This is a genomic window from Microbacterium sp. LWS13-1.2 (genome assembly GCF_040144835.1).
Classification (GTDB): domain Bacteria; phylum Actinomycetota; class Actinomycetes; order Actinomycetales; family Microbacteriaceae; genus Microbacterium.
The window spans coordinates 3113223-3131264 of record NZ_CP151632.1 but is presented as its reverse complement, the minus strand read 5'-3'; the positions used below and the strand labels follow the sequence as shown (position 1 = coordinate 3131264).

Annotated in this window: 16 protein-coding genes; 5 read left to right on the top strand and 11 right to left on the bottom strand. The window is 69.3% G+C overall.

Features of this window, described 5'->3' with window-relative positions:
- Window positions 1-83: 83 nt before the first annotated feature.
- Genes MRBLWS13_RS14480 through MRBLWS13_RS14465 form a run of 4 tightly spaced genes read right to left on the bottom strand, consistent with a single transcriptional unit; the run spans window position 84 to window position 4525 of the window.
- Window positions 84-857, bottom strand: a complete 774-nt coding sequence (locus MRBLWS13_RS14480) for a 3-oxoacyl-ACP reductase (protein WP_349426040.1) — start codon at window positions 855-857, stop codon at window positions 84-86.
- A gap of 11 nt (window positions 858-868) precedes the next feature.
- Window positions 869-2227, bottom strand: coding sequence for an aldehyde dehydrogenase family protein (locus MRBLWS13_RS14475; protein WP_349426038.1), 1359 nt, complete (start codon window positions 2225-2227; stop codon window positions 869-871).
- Window positions 2224-3189: a gamma-glutamyl-gamma-aminobutyrate hydrolase family protein gene (locus MRBLWS13_RS14470; protein ID WP_349426037.1), complete on the bottom strand. Its 966-nt coding sequence runs from the start codon at window positions 3187-3189 to the stop codon at window positions 2224-2226. Before MRBLWS13_RS14470 ends, MRBLWS13_RS14475 begins: the two co-directional genes overlap by 4 nt.
- Window positions 3170-4525, bottom strand: coding sequence for a glutamine synthetase family protein (locus tag MRBLWS13_RS14465; protein WP_349426036.1), 1356 nt, complete (start codon window positions 4523-4525; stop codon window positions 3170-3172). The genes MRBLWS13_RS14470 and MRBLWS13_RS14465 overlap by 20 nt, the downstream gene beginning before the upstream one ends.
- A 186-nt stretch (window positions 4526-4711) precedes the next feature.
- Between MRBLWS13_RS14465 and MRBLWS13_RS14460 the strand changes: the two genes are divergently transcribed.
- The gene (locus tag MRBLWS13_RS14460) at window positions 4712-6280 is read left to right on the top strand and encodes an amino acid permease (protein ID WP_349426035.1); all 1569 of its coding nucleotides are present in this window, start codon (window positions 4712-4714) and stop codon (window positions 6278-6280) included.
- 78 nt (window positions 6281-6358) lie between these two features.
- Here the strand turns inward: MRBLWS13_RS14460 and MRBLWS13_RS14455 are convergent, their stop codons facing one another.
- From MRBLWS13_RS14455 to MRBLWS13_RS14445, 3 genes are all read right to left on the bottom strand, one after another.
- Entirely contained in the window at window positions 6359-7063 is a 705-nt protein-coding gene (locus MRBLWS13_RS14455; RefSeq protein ID WP_349426034.1) for a hypothetical protein, read from the bottom strand.
- Between the two features lie 87 nt (window positions 7064-7150).
- Window positions 7151-7654 (bottom strand): amino-acid N-acetyltransferase, encoded by a 504-nt coding sequence (locus MRBLWS13_RS14450; protein WP_349426033.1) that lies wholly within the window; start codon window positions 7652-7654, stop codon window positions 7151-7153.
- Between the two features lie 231 nt (window positions 7655-7885).
- The gene (locus tag MRBLWS13_RS14445; protein ID WP_349426032.1) at window positions 7886-10411 is read right to left on the bottom strand and encodes an ATP-dependent Clp protease ATP-binding subunit; all 2526 of its coding nucleotides are present in this window, start codon (window positions 10409-10411) and stop codon (window positions 7886-7888) included.
- A 242-nt stretch (window positions 10412-10653) separates the two neighbouring features.
- On the opposite strand from MRBLWS13_RS14445, the gene MRBLWS13_RS14440 reads away from it, so the two are divergent.
- The 3 genes from MRBLWS13_RS14440 to MRBLWS13_RS14430 are packed head-to-tail and all read left to right on the top strand — an operon-like array spanning window position 10654 to window position 12127.
- The gene (locus tag MRBLWS13_RS14440; protein WP_349426031.1) at window positions 10654-11292 is read left to right on the top strand and encodes a hypothetical protein; all 639 of its coding nucleotides are present in this window, start codon (window positions 10654-10656) and stop codon (window positions 11290-11292) included.
- Complete coding sequence (locus tag MRBLWS13_RS14435; RefSeq protein ID WP_349426030.1) at window positions 11292-11900, top strand: hypothetical protein; 609 nt, start codon at window positions 11292-11294, stop codon at window positions 11898-11900. Before MRBLWS13_RS14440 ends, MRBLWS13_RS14435 begins: the two co-directional genes overlap by 1 nt.
- Complete coding sequence (locus MRBLWS13_RS14430) at window positions 11897-12127, top strand: helix-turn-helix transcriptional regulator (protein ID WP_349426029.1); 231 nt, start codon at window positions 11897-11899, stop codon at window positions 12125-12127. Before MRBLWS13_RS14435 ends, MRBLWS13_RS14430 begins: the two co-directional genes overlap by 4 nt.
- 12 nt (window positions 12128-12139) lie before the next feature.
- On the opposite strand, the gene MRBLWS13_RS14425 is transcribed toward MRBLWS13_RS14430, so the two are convergent.
- From MRBLWS13_RS14425 to MRBLWS13_RS14415, 3 genes are all read right to left on the bottom strand, one after another.
- On the bottom strand, window positions 12140-12874 hold the full coding sequence (locus tag MRBLWS13_RS14425; RefSeq protein WP_349426028.1) for a hypothetical protein: 735 nt from the start codon (window positions 12872-12874) through the stop codon (window positions 12140-12142).
- Between the two features lie 126 nt (window positions 12875-13000).
- Complete coding sequence (gene cls / locus MRBLWS13_RS14420; protein ID WP_349426027.1) at window positions 13001-14467, bottom strand: cardiolipin synthase; 1467 nt, start codon at window positions 14465-14467, stop codon at window positions 13001-13003.
- A 183-nt stretch (window positions 14468-14650) separates the two neighbouring features.
- Window positions 14651-14845, bottom strand: coding sequence for a hypothetical protein (locus MRBLWS13_RS14415; protein ID WP_349426026.1), 195 nt, complete (start codon window positions 14843-14845; stop codon window positions 14651-14653).
- A gap of 191 nt (window positions 14846-15036) precedes the next feature.
- Here MRBLWS13_RS14415 and MRBLWS13_RS14410 point away from each other — a divergent pair, with 191 nt between their 5' ends.
- The gene (locus tag MRBLWS13_RS14410; protein WP_349426025.1) at window positions 15037-16395 is read left to right on the top strand and encodes a DUF4192 family protein; all 1359 of its coding nucleotides are present in this window, start codon (window positions 15037-15039) and stop codon (window positions 16393-16395) included.
- A gap of 26 nt (window positions 16396-16421) precedes the next feature.
- Here MRBLWS13_RS14410 and lysS read toward each other — a convergent pair whose 3' ends face one another.
- A complete protein-coding gene (gene lysS, locus MRBLWS13_RS14405) occupies window positions 16422-17945 on the bottom strand; it encodes a lysine--tRNA ligase (protein WP_349426024.1) in 1524 nt (507 codons plus the stop codon).
- Window positions 17946-18042: the final 97 nt, after the last annotated feature.

Here is an 18042-nt window from a genome sequence, read left to right as displayed (position 1 = left end):
CGGAAGGCGCGAAGCGCCGCGACACGCCGTTCGGGGCGCCCGTCGGGCGAAGACATCCTGAGTTCGGTACATCGCGCCAGACCTCACAGGGGCGTGACGTACGCGTTGGTGATTCCGCCGTCGACGACGAACGCGGTGGCGGTGATGAACGACGCGTCGTCCGAGGCGAGGAACGCGACGGCGGCGGCGAGCTCCTCGGGCTCAGCGAAGCGGCCCATCGGCACGTGCACGAGCCGGCGCTGCGCGCGCTCGGGGTCCTTCGCGAACAGCTCCTGCAGCAGCGGCGTGTTCACCGGGCCGGGGCACAGCGCATTCACGCGGATGCCCTGCCGCGCGAACTGCACCCCGAGCTCGCGGGTCATGGCGAGCACGCCGCCCTTCGACGCCGTGTACGAGATCTGCGACGTGGCGGAGCCGAGCAGCGCCACGAACGACGCCGTGTTGATGATCGATCCCGTGCCCGCCGGCACCATGTGGCGCAGTGCCGCGCGCGAGCACAGGTAGACGCTCTTGAGGTTGACGTCCTGCACACGGTCCCACGCGGGCAGCTCGGTGGTCTCGATCGAGTCGTCGTCGGCGGGCGAGATCCCCGCGTTGTTGAACGCGATGTCGATGCGTCCGAACTCGGCCGCGACGCCGTCGAACACCGCGTTGACCTGGGTCTCGTCCGCGACATCCACCGCCCGGAACACGCCGCCGACCTCGTCCGCCGCGACCTCTCCGGTCGCCGGATCGAGGTCGGCGATCACGACGCGCGCACCCTCCGCGGCGAAGCGTCGCGCGGTGGCGAGGCCGATCCCGGAGGCGCCTCCGGTGATGATCGCGACCCGGTCCTTCAATCGCTGGGTCAGGTCCATGCTCTTCCCTCTCAGTCCGTCGCGAAGAAGACGTTCTTGGTCTCGGTGAACTCCTCCGCGGCGTCGGGGCCGAGCTCACGGCCGAGCCCTGACGCCTTCATGCCGCCGAACGGCGTCCAGTACCGCACTGACGAGTGCGAGTTCACCGACAGCACGCCGCTCTTGACGCCACGCGACACCCGCACGGCACGGCCGAGGTTCTCGGTCCAGATGGAGCCGGCGAGACCGTAGGCCGTGTCGTTCGCCAGCCGGATCGCGTCGGCCTCGTCGTCGAACGGGAGCACCGCGACGACCGGGCCGAACACCTCTTCGCGCGCGATGCGGTCTTCCGGCTCGGCGAGCACGACGGTCGGCGCGAACCAGAAGCCGTCACCCTCGGGTGCGGAGCCGCGGAAGGCGACGTTCGCCCCGTCGAGGAATCCCGCGACAGTGGAGCGATGGGATGCCGAGATCAGCGGTCCCATCTCGGTGCCCTCGTCTGCGGGGTCGCCGACCCGCCACGCCCGCACCGCCGGCTCGAGCAGCTCGAGGAACCGGTCGTACACCTTCCGCTCGACCAGGATCCTGCTGCGCGCGCAGCAGTCCTGCCCAGCGTTGTCGAACACCGCTGCCGGCGCGGCGGCCGCCGCCTTCTCGAGGTCGGCGTCGGCGAACACGATGTTGGCGCTCTTGCCGCCGAGCTCGAGGGTCACCGGCTTGAGCTCGCGCGCGCAGCCGGCGGCGACATCCGTCCCCACCGACGTGGAGCCGGTGAAGACGACCTTGCGCACGTCCGGGTGCGACACGAACCGCTGCCCGACGACCGAGCCGGAGCCGGTGATCACCGTGAACAGCCCGTCGGGGAGGCCCGCCTCGAGCGCGAGCTCACCCAGGCTGATCGCGGTGAGCGGTGTGAGCTCGGCGGGCTTGAGCACGACGGCGTTGCCGGCGGCGAGCGCCGGCGCGAAGCCCCACGACGCGATCGTCATCGGGAAGTTCCAGGGCACGATGATGCCCACGACGCCGTACGGCTCATGGAACGTCACGTCGAGCCCGCCAGCGACCGGGATCTGCTGACCGCTGAGGCGCTCCGGGGCGCCGGCGTAGAAGTTCAGCACCTGGGCGACGTGCGACGCCTCCCACCGGGCGGAGCCGATCGGGTGCCCCGAGTTCAGCACCTCGAGCTGGGCGAGCTCCTCGACGTGCGCCTCGACGACACGGGCGAAGGCACGAAGCGCGTCGGCTCGGGCCACCGGCGGCAGTGACGCCCACGAACGCTGGGCGGTGACGGCACGCGCGATGGCTGCATCCGTCTGCGCCACATCGGCGCGCGCGATCTCGCGGATCGGCTGAGCGGTCGCCGGGTTGATCACGGTGAACGTCGACGTCATGCGAGGACCCCGTTCGACGGCTGGGCGCGTTTCGTCTCGCTCGCGGTTCCTGAGCTTGACGTAGGGCGCTCGCTCAACGACCGGGAACCCCGCTGGGCGCGTTTCGTCTCGCTCGCGGTTCCTGAGCTTGACGAAGGGCGCTCGCTCAACGACCGGGAACCCGGCTGGGCGCGTTTCGTCTCGCTCGTTCCTCGCTCGCTCGACGACCGGGAACCCGTCACGGCATACACCGACGCCTGGGCGACGAGACCGGCGAAAAGGCGGCGGTCCTCGCGGTTCTCCTCGGGGTGCCACTGCACGCCGAGGACGTACCCCTCGCCGTCCGACTCGAACGCCTGCACGAGGCCGTCGTCGGTGCGCGCGGTGGCGATGAGCCGCGCGCCCAGCTGATCGATGCCCTGGTGGTGGTAGCTGTGCACGTCGAGTCCCCCGGGTCCGACGAGCTCCGCGAGACGCGACCCCTCGTCGACGACGACCTCGTTCGTCGCGAACACACCGCCGCCGACGCGGAACCGCTCGGTTCCGAGCGCCTCGGGCAGGTGCTGGTGCAGCGTGCCGCCGCGCGCGACGTTGACGAGCTGGAGCCCGCGGCAGATCGCGAGCACCGGCATGCGGCGCTGTTCCGCCCCGCGGAACAGGGCCAGCTCCCACGCGTCGCGCTCGGGACGCGCCGGGTCGGTGAGCGGATGCCGCTGGGCGCCGTACAGCGACGGGTCGACGTCGAGCCCCCCGGTGAGGATCAGACCGTCGAGGCCCTCGAGCACCGCCCCGGCTGCGGCATCCGGCTCGGGCTGCGGCGGCAGCAGCACCGCGATGCCGCCCGACGCCGTCACCGAGTCGAAGTACTGCTGCGGCAGGAAGGCGGCGCGGACGTCCCAGACCCCCTGCTTCGCCTGCTCGAGGTAGGTCGTCAGGCCGATGACCGGTCGGCGCCCTGTCCCGTCAGAGCCGTTCGAAACCACGGACTCTCTCCCAATCGGTCACGGCCGCGTCGTAGGCCTCGACCTCGATGCGCGCCTGGTTCAGGTAGTGGTCGACCATGTCGTCGCCGAAGGCGGCGCGGGCGATGGCCGACTCGTCGAACAGCTGCGCGGCCTCGCGCAGCGTCGTCGGCAGGTAGTCGACGCCGGACGTGTACGCGTTGCCCTCGAGCCGGTCGGGCAGCCGGAGCTCGTGCTCGATGCCGTGCAGGCCGCCGGCGATGATCGCCGCGATGCCGAGATACGGGTTGACGTCGCCGCCGGGCACCCGGTTCTCGACGCGAAGCGACTGACCCCGGCCGATGACCCGCAGTGCGCACGTGCGGTTGTCGATCCCCCACGCGATGCCGGTGGGAGCGAACGAGCCCTTCGCGAACCGCTTGTACGAGTTGATGTTCGGGGCGAACAGCAGCGTGAACTCGCGCAGGGTGGCGAGGATGCCGGCGATCCAGTGCTCCATGAGCGGACTGAAGCCGTGCTCGCCGTCGCCCGCCATCACGGGATCGCCGGCGACCGACCGCACCGAGAGGTGGATGTGGCAGCTGTTGCCCTCGCGCTCGTTGAACTTCGCCATGAAGGTCAGTGCCTTGCCGTGATGCGCGGCGATGGCCTTCGCGCCGTTCTTGTAGATAGCGTGCTGGTCGGCGGTCTCCTGCACCTCGGCGTAGCGGAACGCGATCTCCTGCTGGCCGAGGTTGCACTCGCCCTTGACGCCCTCGGTGTACAGGCCGGCGCCATCCATCGACAGACGGATGTCGCGCAGCAGCGGCTCGAGACGGCCCGAGGCGAGCAGGTCGTAGTCGACGTTGTAGTCGGTCGACGGGGTGAGCCCGCGGTAGCCCTTGGCCCAGGCATCCCGGTACGTGTCGTCGAAGACGATGAACTCCAGCTCGGTGCCCGAGAATGCCACCAGACCGCGGTCGGCGAGCCGGGTGCGCTGGCGGTTCAGGATGTCGCGAGGCGACTGCACGACGGGCTCGCCGTTGTCCCACGTGAGGTCCGCCATGACCAGCGCCGAGCCCGGGAGCCACGGGATGCGGCGGAGCGTCGCGACATCTGGTCGCAGCATCATGTCGCCGTACCCGGTCTCCCAGCTCGACATCGCGTAGCCGTTGACGGTGTTCATGTCGACGTCGACCGACAGGAGGTAGTTGCACGCCTCCGCGCCGTGCGGAAGCACCTCCTCCTGGAAGAGGCGCGCCGAGACGCGCTTGCCGACAAGGCGCCCCTGCGCATCGGCGAAGGCGACGACGACGGTGTCGATGTCGCCCGCGGCGATCCCGGCGTTCAGCTGCTCGACCGTGAGGTTGCCCGGCACCCGTTCCTCCTCCTGTGTCGACGTGCGACGAGACTCGTGAGCGCGGTCCCCCGAACCGCGTTCACCCGCACACTCTAGCCAAAATCCGTTTCAAAGGTAGACACAGCCCACCAATAGGCGCCACAATCGGCGGAAAGCGCGTGAGCGCACCCGAGCGCACCCCCTTCGCTAATCCTTGGAGGACCGATGTCCCAAGCGAGCAGTGCACCACAGCCGGAGTCACCGGCATCCCACACCGACAGTTCGTCGAAGGTCGCAGGGGCGACCTATAGGCGAGCCGGTCAGGACTATTTCCAGAAGCGCACCCTGAAGCGCTCGGCCGGCGTCTGGGGCCTGTGGGGCCTCGCCGTCGCCGCCGTCATCTCGGGCGACTTCTCGGGATGGAACTTCGGCATCGGCTACGCCGGCTTCGGCGGCATGCTCATCGCCTTCGCCATCCTCGTCGTCATGTACTACGGCATGATCTTCTCGATCGGCGAGATGGCGGCCGCGATGCCGCACACCGGCGGCGCGTATTCGTTCGCGCGATCCGCGATGGGGCCGTGGGGCGGCCTGGTCACCGGCGCCGCCGAGACGATCGAGTACGTCGCGACGACCGCGGTCATCGTGTACTTCTCCGCGTCCTACGCGGACGCCATCACCAGCGAGCTGCTGAGCTTCTCGATGCCGACGTGGGTGTGGTGGATCATCCTCTACGCGGCCTTCATCGCGCTGAACGCCGCCGGCGCCGCGATCTCGTTCAAGTTCGCGATCGTCGTCTCGATTATCTCGATCGCCATCATCCTGGTGTTCTCGGTGATGGCGCTCTTCTCCGGTCAGTTCAGCTGGGACAAGCTGTTCGACATCGCGCCGGATCCCGGCCAGAGCGCGTTCCTGCCGCACGGCGTGATCCCGATCCTGTTCGCCCTGCCGTACGCGATGTGGTTCTTCCTCGGCATCGAGGAGCTGCCGCTCGCGGCGGAGGAGTCGCACAACCCCGAGCGGGACATCCCGCGTGCCGGCTTCATCGCCCGCACGACCCTCATCGTCACCGGCCTGCTCGTGCTGTTCCTGAACACCGGCGTCGTGGGCGCCGAGGCGACCGGCAGCGCGGGCGAGCCGCTGCTCGACGGCTTCCGGGCGATCGTCGGCGACGAGCTGGCGGCCGTGCTCGCCCTGTTCGCCCTCATCGGCCTGCTCGCCTCGCTGCAGGGCATCATGTTCGCCTACGGGCGCAACATGTACTCGCTGTCCCGGGCGGGCTACTACCCGAAGTTCCTGTCGCTCACCGGCAAGCGTGCGACCCCGTGGGTCGCGCTCGTGGTGGGCGCGGTGATCGGCTTCATCGCCCTCGTGCTCGTCGACTCGCTCGGCGGCACCGGCGGCGTGGCGGGAGCGATCGTGCTGAACATCGCGATCTGGGGAGCGGTCATCGCCTACGCGCTGCAGATGACGTCGTACGTGATCCTGCGCCGCAAGTACCCGAACGCGAATCGTCCGTACCGCAGCCCGTGGGGCATCCCGGGTGCCGTCATCGCGGGCGCCGTCTCGGTGCTGATCTTCTTCGGCTTCTTCATCAACGAGCCGGCGCGGCCCGCCATCGTCGCGATCGCCATCGTCTACGTCGTGATCCTCGTCGGATTCGCGGTCTACTTCCGCCACCGTCTCGTGCTCTCTCCAGAAGAGGAGTACGCCCTCTCGGGCGGGAAGCACGGCGACCCGCAGGCGGAGGGGTACGACGCGATGGAGACCGAGGTGTTCGGCGACAAGCCCTAGCGGAGTTCGGCCAGAACCTCACGTGGGGGAGAGGAGCGGGGCGGTCTGGGGGCCGCCCCGCTTCGTCGTTCGCGCTCCTCAGTACAGGAGGAACTGCTTCGGCTCGGTCGACGCGATGCCGCCGATCTCGACCGAGAGGTGGTACGACGCGCCACCGCCGGGTGCCAGCGGGCGGTTGCCGTCGGCGCAGGTGCCCACGGCCGAGCGCGTCCGGTCCCACGTGAGAGGAGCGGCACTCGACACCGTCTGGCCGGCGGCGATCAGCACCACCATGTCGCTCGGCTCGCTCTGGCAGTCGGTCGAGCGCCACCAGACGTCGTCGCCGCTGGTGACCGTGAACGACTGCGCGGTGGTGCCCACGTTGAGGGTGCAGTCGGCGCCGTTGTTGGTGAGGCTGATCGAGAACTGCGGGTTCTGGTCACCCGCGTAGGTGTCGGCGCTCGTGACGGCCTCGACCGTGATCTCGCTCGCGACGCAGGGCAGCGCTGCCGGGGTCGCACCGGGAGTCGGCGTCGCACCTTCGACCACCGCGCCCTCGACGGCGCCGGTCTCGGTGCCGCCGGTGGTCGCCTGCCCGGATGGCACCGGAAGGGATTCGGCCGTGCTCTGCTGCTGCCCGGGGTCGGGCTTGTCCGACGAGTCCGTCGCGGCGACCGCCCACGGCTGGGCGATGAGGAGCCAGACGACGCCCGCGATCACGAGCAGCGCGATCAGCAGCACGACAAGACGCCGTCGACGGTACACCGCCCGAGAGGGGCGACGTCGCGGAGTGGTGCCGGTCATGCTGACAGGTTAACCGCGGCGCCTATGTTCTGCGGTCGGCGCGCCCCGCATCCGGCGAGCCGGTGCCTGTCGGCGTTGCGAACAGGGTCAGAGGCGCTTCATCATGCGGGTGTTGCCGAGGGTGTTCGGCTTCACGTGCGCCAGGTCGAGGAACTCGGCGATGCCCTCGTCGGGCGAGCGGATGAGCTGGGAGTACACGTCCGGGTCGACGACCTGCTCGCCGATCGGCTCGAAGCCGCGCCGCGTGAAGAAGTCCACCTCGAATGTCAGGCAGAACAGCCGAGACAGGCCGAGGGCTCGGGCGTTCTCCTCGAGCGCCTCGACGATCCCCCGGCCCACGCCGTGGTGCAGCCAGCCGTCCGCGACGATCAGCGTGCGGACCTCGCCGAGGTCCTCCCACATGACGTGCAGCGCGCCGCAGCCGATGAGCTCGCCGTCCGCATCCTCGGCGACGAGGAACTGCTGCGTCGCCTCGTAGAGGACGACCAGATCCTTGCCGAGCAGGATGCGCCGCTGCACGAACGGCTCGAGGAGCGCCTGGATGCGGCGGACGTCGCGCGTGCGCGCGGGCCTGACCGTGAACTCTGCCACCCGTCCAGCGTAGATGCCCACCCTCGGTCGTTGAGCGAGGGAGCGCCAGCGACCGAGACGAAACGTCGCTGGTCGGGTGCGGAGCGTTTCGTCTCGCTCGTCCCTCGCTCGCTCAACGACCGGGATCGCGGTGCACGCCCCACACCCCGGACGACGAAGAGCGGATGCCGCGGCCTGTGGCCGCGGCATCCGCTCTTCGTGAACCAACCGGTCCCTGAGCTTGTCGAAGGGTTACGCGTTCGCCGCGAGGTCGGGCGTGGCGGTGATCTCGCCGTTGTGGACGACGCCCACCGCGACCTTGTCGCCGCGGGGACCGTGCTCGAAAGCGAACTCGCCGTTCTCGACGTCGACCTTCACGTGGTCGCCCGCGTCGAGCTCGCCGTGCAGGATCTTCTCCGACAGGCGGTCTTCGACCTCGCGCTGCATGGCGCGACGAAGCGGACGGGCGCCGAGCGCCGGGTCGAACCCGATCTCGATCAGCTTGTCCTTGGCGGCATCCGATAGCTCGATCGTCATGTCGCGGTCGAGCAGCCGCTCGCCGAGGCGCTTGGTGAACAGACCCACGATCTGGCGCAGCTCATCCTTGTCGAGCTGCGGGAAGACGATGATGTCGTCGACGCGGTTCAGGAACTCGGGCTTGAAGTTGCGCTTGAGCTCTTCGTTGACCTTGCCCTTCATCCGCTCGTAGGTGGTGCCGCTGTTGCCCTCGACCTGGAAGCCGACCGGCCCGCCGGCGATCGCCGACGAACCGAGGTTCGTCGTCATGATGATCACCGTGTTCTTGAAGTCGATCACGCGACCCTGACCGTCGGTCAGGCGACCCTCTTCGAGGATCTGCAAGAGCGAGTTGAAGATGTCGGGGTGGGCCTTCTCGATCTCGTCGAAGAGCACGACCGAGAACGGCTTGCGCCGCACCTTCTCGGTGAGCTGGCCGCCCTCTTCGAATCCGACGAATCCGGGAGGGGCTCCGAACAGGCGCGACACGGTGTGCTTCTCACCGAACTCCGACATGTCGAGGGCGATCAGCGCGTGCTCGTCGTCGAAGAGGAACTCGGCGAGCGCCTTGGCGAGCTCGGTCTTTCCGACGCCCGTGGGGCCGGCGAAGATGAACGAGCCCGACGGACGCTTCGGGTCCTTGAGACCCGCGCGCTGACGGCGGATCGTCTTCGACAGAGCGGCGATCGCCTCCTCCTGGCCGATGACGCGCTGGTGCAGCGCCTTCTCCATGAAGACGAGACGGCTCGACTCCTCCTCGGTCAGCTTGAAGACCGGGATGCCCGTGGCCTGGGCGAGCACCTCGGCGATCAGGCCCTCGTCGACGACCGCGTGGGTCGCGACGTCGCCCGAACGCCACTGCTTCTCGAGGCGCAGGCGCTCGGCGAGGAGGGACTTCTCCTCGTCGCGCAGTGACGCGGCCTTCTCGAAGTCCTGCTCCTCGGAGGCGAGCTCCTTGTCTTCGCGCACCTTGGCGATCTTCTCGTCGAACTCGCGCAGCTCGGGCGGGCTGGACAGGATCGACAGGCGCAGGCGGGCGCCGGCCTCGTCGATCAGGTCGATCGCCTTGTCGGGAAGGAAGCGGTCCGAGATGTAGCGGTCGGCGAGGTTCGCCGCCGCGACGATCGCGCCGTCCGTGATCTGCACCTTGTGGTGCGCCTCGTAGCGGTCGCGCAGCCCCTTCAGGATGTTGATCGCGTGGGGCAGGCTCGGCTCGGCGACCTGGATCGGCTGGAAGCGCCGCTCGAGCGCGGCATCCTTCTCGAAGTGCTTGCGGTACTCGTCGAGCGTGGTGGCACCGATGGTCTGGAGCTCGCCACGGGCGAGGAGCGGCTTCAGGATCGACGCGGCGTCGATCGCGCCCTCGGCGGCGCCCGCACCCACCAGGGTGTGGATCTCGTCGATGAAGACGATGATGTCGCCGCGCGTGCGGATCTCCTTGGTGACCTTCTTCAGGCGCTCCTCGAAGTCACCGCGGTAGCGGGACCCGGCGATGAGCGAGCCGAGGTCGAGCGAGTAGAGCTGCTTGTCCTTGAGCGTCTCGGGCACGTCGCCCTTGACGATCGCCTGCGCGAGGCCCTCGACGACCGCCGTCTTTCCGACACCGGGCTCGCCGATGAGGACGGGGTTGTTCTTGGAGCGGCGTGACAGGATCTGCATGACGCGCTCGATCTCCTTCTCGCGCCCGATCACCGGGTCGAGCTTGTTGTCGCGCGCGGCCTGCGTGAGGTTGCGGCCGAACTGGTCGAGCACCTGCGAGCCGCCCTGGGTGGTCCCCTGGGTCTGCTCGCCCGCGCCGCTGGCGACGCCGGCGGGCTCCTTGCCCTGGTAGCCCGAGAGCAGCTGGATGACCTGCTGTCGCACCTTGTTGAGGTCGGCGCCGAGCTTGACGAGCACCTGTGCGGCGACGCCCTCGCCCTCGCGGATGAGGCCGAGCAGGATGTGCTCGGTGCCGATGTAGTTGTGGCCGAGCTGCAGCGCTTCGCGCAGAGACAGCTCGAGCACCTTCTTGGCGCGCGGCGTGAACGGGATGTGGCCGGTCGGCTGCTGCTGGCCCTGGCCGATGATGTCCTGCACCTGCTCGCGCACGGCGTCGAGCGAGATGCCGAGGCTCTCGAGGGCCTTGGCGGCGACGCCCTCACCCTCGTGGATGAGACCGAGCAGGATGTGCTCGGTGCCGATGTAGTTGTGGTTCAGCATCTTCGCCTCTTCTTGGGCGAGGACGACGACACGACGGGCACGGTCCGTGAATCTCTCGAACATCATTCACTCCTCCAGGGCGATGCGGGTCTGCTGAGCCCACTTCGCCATACATCGAGGGTAGCCAGCGGGTGGATGCCGCATACCCGTGTTCGCCGTGGGCATAGCGCGCCGTTTCTCCGTCGGTGAGCGGGCGCGGAATGCGTGGGGAGGAACACCGCGGGATCGACGGATGCCTTGACCCGCGGCATCCAATGGGCATATCGTTCTTCGATAACAACGTTTATCGATATGAAAGGCCGACGATGTACGCCACACAGCGGAACTCGACCACCCGAGCGGAAGGGATCGCGCTCGGAGTCATCGCCACCGGTGCGATCAGCGTCGCCATCGTGGCGGTGGTCGCGATCGTGCAGCGCGCTTTCGCAGTCTTCGGGGCCGACGTCACGGTGCCGCTGCCGGTCACCGGCGGCGATGTGACCGTGCTCGACGGCGTTCCCGGCATCAACGATGCGCAATACACGTCCGCGGACGTGACCTTCGCCACCGTGCCGGCCGGAACCAGCTGGATGCTGTTCCTCGAGGGTGCACTTCCTGCCCTCGCGACCATCGGCGTCTGCGGCGTGACATGGTGGCTCGGCGTCTCCCTGCTCCGCGCGCGCCCATTCCGCAGGGCGATGTCCGTGGCTATCGGCGTCGCCGCGTGCCTGGTGATCGCGGGCGGCATCTTGGGCCAGCTGTTCGGAGCGATCGGCCGGGCCATCCTCGTCGAACAGCTCGTGGAGGTGCAGGCGGCCGGGGACGCCGCCGTCTCCGAGACATTCTGGACCTTCCTCCTGCAGGTGGATCTCGCCCCGTTCGGCTGGGGTCTGGCGCTCGCGCTCATCGCGGCGTCGTTCGAGATCGGCGCGCGCCTGCAGCGCGAGACGGAAGGACTGGTGTGATGCGTGAGACGACGACCAAGGAGCGCAACGACATCCTCTCGACCCTCGTGGTCGCCGGCGTGGTCGCGGCGATCGTGGTGCTGACATCGGTTCTGCGGTGGTTCGAGACGTTCACCCTTGACGGGGTGTCGGTCCCCGTGCCGTTCGCGGGCGTGCCCGCGGACTTCGCACCCGCCGACGGCGTGCCCGAGACGACGGTGCGCGTGACGGAAGGCGACGTGATCGCCGAGGGTGTGAACGCCCTCTCCACGGTCTCGATCGGTGCGTCGATCATCGTGGGCGCGATCGCGTGGCTCGTCGTGATCGCGCTGTTCGGAACACTGGCGCTGCGGTTCCTCAGAGGACGGTTCTTCGACCCGGCCAATCCGCGCCTGCTCGACGCCGCCGGCTGGACGATGTTCGGCGGGGCGCTGGCGGTCTCCCTCCTCGATACGCTCGGGCGCAACGGCGTCCTCGCCGCCGCGGGGCTCGGCGACTTCCAGCCGAATTCCTGGGCGACCACGGCGTCGTTCATCCCGATCTGGATCGCCGCGACCGTGCTGGGTCTGATCTCGCTCGCGTTCCGCCGCGGCATCCGTCTGCAGCGCGACACGGACGGGCTCGTATGACTCCCGCCGAGGACGAGGGCCCGTCGGGCGTGCACTGCCGGCTCGACGAGCTCCTGGCCGAGCGCGGCATGACGCTCACGCGCCTGTCGGAGCTCGTCGGCGTCTCGGTCGTGAACCTCTCAATCCTGAAGAACGACCGCGCGCGCGCCATCCGCTACTCGACGCTGTCGGCGATCTGCCGGGCCCTCGACTGCGAGATCGGCGACCTCCTCGTCCGCGCCGACTGACCTCTCGGGACGTCAGTCGCTGCCGATGATGGGGATGCGGACGTTGTCGAACTCGGCGCCGGTCAGGATCGCGAAGGCTTCGGAGTCGTCGTCGAGACCGTCGACCTGGACGAGGGCGCCGCGTGGAGCCATGTCCATGGTGCAGACCTGATTCGCGGGCGGTGTCGCGAAGGTGACCGTCGCCTCGTTGCCGGCGGCGGTGGCGCTCTCGACGGTGGGAACACACGTCGACGAGCCCCAGGTCAGGACGACGAACTCGCCGTCCTCGCCCGTGAAGCCGGCGCTCGGCAGGTAGTCCGTCTCAGCACCCGGGGTGAGTCCAGGGACGCCGTCGAGATCGGTGTCGCCGTTGATGCTCTCGCCGGTCACGCGGATCTCGAGCTCCTGCGTCGGGTCGATGCCCTCCGGCAGGCCGACGACCGTCACGCGCGGGACCAGGTCCCTCGTGCAGGCGGTGTCGCCCGACGGCTCGACCAGCTCGACCGTGAGCACGCCGTTCTCGTACGTGGTTTCACCCGCGTTCGGAACGCACGTCGACGAGCCCTCGGTGACCAGGCCGATCATGCGACCGCCGTCGAGCCAGGCGGCATCGACCTCGATCTCGGTGGTCTGGCCCGAGGAGCCGGACGGCCGGGAGGGCGCCGGAGTTCCGCCGGAACCGGCGGGCGTGGCGCACGCGGTCAACAGGCCGGCGGCGAGGAGCGCAATGCCGGCAGCGACGATGAGTGAACGGGAGCGGACGGGCATGCGAGGCCTCCTGACGTTCGCGGATGCTCATCCCCGCGGCATCCGTCACCCCTATGGTGTCGCAAGCGGCGCCGGAATCTCAGCAACCGTGGTCACGCGCCGATCACGATCCGCCGGGAGAATGCCTCACTGCAGCGCGGAGGTGAGCCGCGCCAGATTGTCGAGCACGGTCGATCGGAGCGGCTGCTTCTCCCACTCCTCGAGAGTCAGCTCGCGGCTGAGCGAGCGATACATGTCCTCCACAGTCCGCATCTCGCGCACGAATTCCTCGCCGCGCACGAACAGCGAGATCTCCATGTTGAGACCGAAGGAGCGCATGTCCATGTTGCTCGACCCGATGATCGCCACCTCGTCGTCGATGGTGAGGCTCTTCGTGTGCAGAATATAGGGTTTCTCGTACATCCAGATCTTGACGCCCGCCCGCAGCAGCGCCTCGTAGTAGCTGCGCTGTGCGTGGTAGACGATCGCCTGGTCGCCCTCCTCCGACACGAACAGCTCGACATGGATGCCGCGCTGGCACGCCGTCGTGATCGCGAGCAGCAACGCCTCGTCGGGCACGAAGTACGGGCTGACCACGATGATCTTCCGCTGCGCGGCGTAGAGCAGGCCGGCGAAGAGCTTGAGGTTGTTCTGGAATTCGAAGCCCGGACCTGATGGCACTATCTGGCAGTCGAGGTCTCCTGGCCCGCTCGTCACGTCGAAGAGGTCGATCTGCTCGGTGAGGACCTCGTCGGTCTCGCTGTACCAGTCGCTGAGGAAGACGGCGTTGACCGATGCCACGACCGGACCCTCGATGCGCGCCATGAGGTCGACCCAGTGCAGGCCGCGGCGGATGTTCTTGCGCAGGTTGTACGTGGAGTCGGTCACGTTCTGCGATCCGGTGAAGGCGACGCGCCCGTCGACCACGAGCAGCTTGCGGTGGTTGCGCAGATCAGGACGCTGGTACTTGCCGCGCAGCGGCTGCACGGGCAGCATCAGATGCCACTGTGCGCCCATCGCGCTGAGCCGCTTCAGCGTCCGCCGGTAGTGCGGCTTGCCGCGGTTCGCCCAGTGGTCGAGCAGCACGCGCACCGTCACACCGCGTTCGGCCACCTCTTCCATGGCCCGGAAGAAGTTGTCGGTCGCGGCATCCGCCTGGAGGATGTAGAACTCGACGTGGACGAAGCGCTCCGCCTGACGGATCGCGTCAGCCATCGCATCCAGGCTCTCCTGGTAGACGGGGATCAGGTGCGCCGCGTTGTCGCCGGCGAGGGGCATGGCGCCGAGGTTGCGGTTCAGCGTGACCAGCGACGTGAACCAGGACGGGGCGTGCGGGCGCAGCGTGCCGAAGTCGAGCGACGCGCTGGTGTCGTGGATGTAGTCGTTGATGCGCTCCTGCTTGCGCCGCCGCTTGCGCGGCAGTCGTGGGTTGCCGATCAGCAGGAAGAGGAACACGCCCACGATCGGGATGAAGTAGATCGCGAGCAGCCACGCCATCGCTGCCGTCGGGCGCCGGTTGCGCGGGACGATGATGATCGCCGTGACACGGATCACGATGTCGACGATGAAGACGAGCACCACCCACCACGTCGCATCGAACGTGATGGTGATCATCGAGCGGGGCCTCTCGGCGAGGGTCGGCGGACCGAATTGATCGAACGGACCGGCGGATCGGACAGTGTGCTCACACTATCGGGGGTGACGGACGCCGCCTCGCACGCGGGACTGTCGGGCGCCCGGGTGCGGCGGCATGCAGCGTCGTTGCGCGCCGCGGTGCGGCGCGCGGCGGAGTACGCGTCAGCCGTCTGCGGAGGTGGAGCCGGAGGCGACCGGCGGGAGTCCGCGCTTGGCGCGCTCCTCGGCCTCGACCTTCGCGTACACGCGCCGTTCGGTGCGGTCGGCGCGGATGATGCTGCGGAGCACGAAGAAGAAGATCAGCGAAACGAGGACGGTCGGCAAGAGCGTCCAGAGCGCCGCGACCCAGTAATCCATGCCTCCAGGATACGCGGTGCGGGTATCCCCTTCCTCCCCGGGAGTTGCACGCAGGCGGACGACCGCACTTTCTCCACACAGGCGGCTCCCTTCCTCCACAGAAGGCCCCGAGTGAGACGTACTCGCGGGCTTCGACAGCTCGGCCGCATCCGCCTCCCGCGCACGACCCTCATTCGTCAGGCTCGTCACTCATGACCCCCACCGTCGTGAAAGCCGCGGATGCCGCGCAGTTCCTATCCTTCGTCCCGCGCATGCTGGGCTACCACCCGACCCGGAGCCTCGTGGTCATCCCGTTCCACGGTCCGCGGAGCCTCGGCGCCATGCGGTTCGACCTGCCCGACGGCGACGCCGAGTCGGTCGACAGCGTCGCCGCGACGGTGACCGGCATGGCGTGCCGACTGCCAGAGGCAGATGCCGTCGCCGCGATCGCGTACACCGACGTGCGGTTCCACGAGAGCGGACGGATGCCGCACCGCGAACTCTTCGCCGCGCTCGAGCGCAGAGCCGACGCCTGCGGTCTGCGGGTCACCGACCTGCTGTGCGTCGCCGTCGACGCGTGGGGCTCGTATCTCGACCACGACTGCCCGGCGGAGGGCAGGCCCCTCGGCGACCTGGCCTGGAACGGACCGAGCGGCGTGCCCGCACCCGCCGGCGACCAGGGGACAGGGGCCGAACTGCCCGAGTGCTCGGCCGAGGAGCGCGCAAGCGTGGCGAAGGCGATGGTCGCTTTCGGCGACGCGGTGGCTGTGCTGTGCGGTCCGGATGCGGGCGGCGGCCCGGATGGGGGCGGAGGTCCGGATGCGGGCGGCGGCCTGGCCGCAGACGGGGAGCCGCCCGAACGGGTCGCACGGCGGACGGCGCCGGGCTCCGGGATGCCGGAGCGCTCCGGCGTCCCGGAGCGCTCCGGGCCCGCACCGACGCGAGCCGCGGTCGGCACCGGCGACCTCGGGCCCGTTCCCGCACCGGTGACCGGCATCGTCGAGGAATCGGCATCCGTCGGCGGTGCCCCCTCGCGGGTCGACCCGCAGGCGCTCGCGGCCGTCTGCCGGCTCGACGATCTCCCGGGGTACTTCGAGGACGCCCTCTCACGCCCGCTCGACGGCGCGGCCGTATACGACACCGCCGCCCTCGTGTGGTGCCTCGCCCGGCCGTCGCTGCGGGATGTCGCGCTGGTGCAGTGGAGCGGCAACCTCGCGCAGGGCGATGAGGCGTTCGACGCACAGCTGCGCTGGGAATCCGGCGAGGAGTACCCGGCGCATCTCGCGATGCGCATGTGGGGCGAGGGCGATCCGCCGGAGCTGTCCCGGCTCGAGACGGCGCTCGCGCTGTCGCGCAGGGCAGCTGCCGTCGCGCCGCGTGAGGCGCGGCCGGGCGCGCTCGCCATGTGCGCGTGGCTGTCCTGGGCGCTCGGACGCTCGACGCACGCCGCCGCGTACGCCGAGCGGGCGTGCGAGATCGAGGCCGAGCACGGACTGTCGCAGATCGTGCTGTCGTTCGTGCACGCCGGCCACCTGCCCGACTGGGCGTTCCGGCGCGCGGGCGCGCGGTGACGCCCCGGGAGGTGCGCGCGGGCGCGCTACTTGACGAGCGGGAAGAGGATCGTCTCGCGGATGCCGAGACCGGTGACCGCCATGAGCAGACGGTCGATGCCCATCCCCATGCCCCCGGTCGGCGGCATGCCGTGCTCGAGCGCCCGCAGGAACTCCTCGTCGATGCGCATGGCCTCCAGGTCGCCGCGCGCCGCGAGCTTGGCCTGCTCGACGAAACGCTCACGCTGGATCACCGGATCGACGAGCTCGGAGTATCCCGTCGCGAGCTCGAAGCCGCGCACGTAGAGGTCCCACTTCTCCACGACGCCGGCGATCGAGCGGTGCTCGCGCACGAGCGGGCTGGTGTCGAGCGGGAAGTCCATCACGAACGTGGGGCGGGTCAGGCCGGGCTTGACGAAGTGCTCCCACAGCTCCTCGACGAGCTTGCCGTGGATCGCGTGCGGCGGCAGGTCGACACCCTCGGCCTCGGCGAGCGCCACGAGCTCGTCGAACGGCGTCTCGGGCGTGATGGTGCGACCGGCCGCGTCCGACAGCGATCCGTACATCGAGAGGCGGTCCCACTGGCCGCCGAGCTCGTACTCCGTGCCGTCAGCCCAGGTGACGGTGGTCGACCCGGCGACCGCGATCGCGGCGTTCTGGATGAGCTCCTGCGTGAGGTCGGCGATGCCGTTGTAGTCGCTGTACGACTGGTAGGCCTCGAGCATGGCGAACTCGGGGCTGTGGGTGGAGTCGGCGCCCTCGTTGCGGAAGTTGCGGTTGATCTCGAACACGCGGTCGATGCCGCCGACCACCGCGCGCTTGAGGAAGAGCTCGGGCGCGATGCGCAGGTAGAGGTCGGCGTCGAAGGCGTTCGCGTGCGTGATGAAGGGACGAGCGGACGCGCCGCCGTGCTGCACCTGCAGCATCGGCGTCTCGACCTCGATGAAGTCGCGCGACGCGAACGTCGACCGCAGGCTCGCGTTCACCTTCGCGCGGGCGACGACCGTCTCGCGCGCGCGGTCGCGCACGATGAGGTCGAGGAAGCGGCTGCGGACGCGGCTCTCCTCGCTGAGCTCGCCGTACACGTTCGGGAGCGGCAGCACGGCCTTCGAGGCGATGCGCCAGTCCGTCACCATGATCGACAGCTCGCCGCGACGGCTCGAGATGACCTCGCCCGACACGAAGACGTGGTCGCCGAGGTCGACGAGCTCCTTCCAGGCCTGCAGCGACTCCTCGCCGACGGCCGCGAGCGACACCATCGCCTGGATGCGGCTGCCGTCGCCGGCCTGCAGGCTCGCGAAGCAGAGCTTTCCGGTGTTGCGGCTGAAGACGACGCGACCCGCGATCGAGGCGGTCACACCGGTCTCGGCACCGGCCTCGAGGTCGCCGTAACGCTCACGCAGCGCCGGGATCGTGTCGGTGATCGGCACGCCGACCGGGTACGCACCGCCCGCGGCATCCGTCCGCTCCGCGATCAGACGCTCGCGCTTGGCCAGCCGCACGGCCTTCTGCTCGAAGACTTCTTCTTCGGTCGGCTCGGCGGTCTCGGCAGGCGAGGTCGTGTCGGTCACGGGATGGGCTCCTCAATGGGGTGTTCGCCGCGGAACGCGGACCCCCAAGTCTATCCGCGAGCGCTTCGCACCTTTCTGAGCGTCGGTCGCCGGGCGA

Coding starts and splice junctions, on each gene's coding strand:
- MRBLWS13_RS14480 (WP_349426040.1), bottom strand. CDS start 857: ATGGACCTGACCCAGCGATTGAAGGACCGGGTCGCGATCATCACCGGA.
- MRBLWS13_RS14475 (WP_349426038.1), bottom strand. CDS start 2,227: ATGACGTCGACGTTCACCGTGATCAACCCGGCGACCGCTCAGCCGATC.
- MRBLWS13_RS14460 (WP_349426035.1), top strand. CDS start 4,712: ATGTCCCAAGCGAGCAGTGCACCACAGCCGGAGTCACCGGCATCCCAC.
- MRBLWS13_RS14455 (WP_349426034.1), bottom strand. CDS start 7,063: ATGACCGGCACCACTCCGCGACGTCGCCCCTCTCGGGCGGTGTACCGT.
- MRBLWS13_RS14445 (WP_349426032.1), bottom strand. CDS start 10,411: ATGTTCGAGAGATTCACGGACCGTGCCCGTCGTGTCGTCGTCCTCGCC.
- MRBLWS13_RS14440 (WP_349426031.1), top strand. CDS start 10,654: ATGTACGCCACACAGCGGAACTCGACCACCCGAGCGGAAGGGATCGCG.
- MRBLWS13_RS14435 (WP_349426030.1), top strand. CDS start 11,292: ATGCGTGAGACGACGACCAAGGAGCGCAACGACATCCTCTCGACCCTC.
- MRBLWS13_RS14430 (WP_349426029.1), top strand. CDS start 11,897: ATGACTCCCGCCGAGGACGAGGGCCCGTCGGGCGTGCACTGCCGGCTC.
- MRBLWS13_RS14425 (WP_349426028.1), bottom strand. CDS start 12,874: ATGCCCGTCCGCTCCCGTTCACTCATCGTCGCTGCCGGCATTGCGCTC.
- cls (WP_349426027.1), bottom strand. CDS start 14,467: ATGATCACCATCACGTTCGATGCGACGTGGTGGGTGGTGCTCGTCTTC.
- MRBLWS13_RS14415 (WP_349426026.1), bottom strand. CDS start 14,845: ATGGATTACTGGGTCGCGGCGCTCTGGACGCTCTTGCCGACCGTCCTC.
- MRBLWS13_RS14410 (WP_349426025.1), top strand. CDS start 15,037: ATGACCCCCACCGTCGTGAAAGCCGCGGATGCCGCGCAGTTCCTATCC.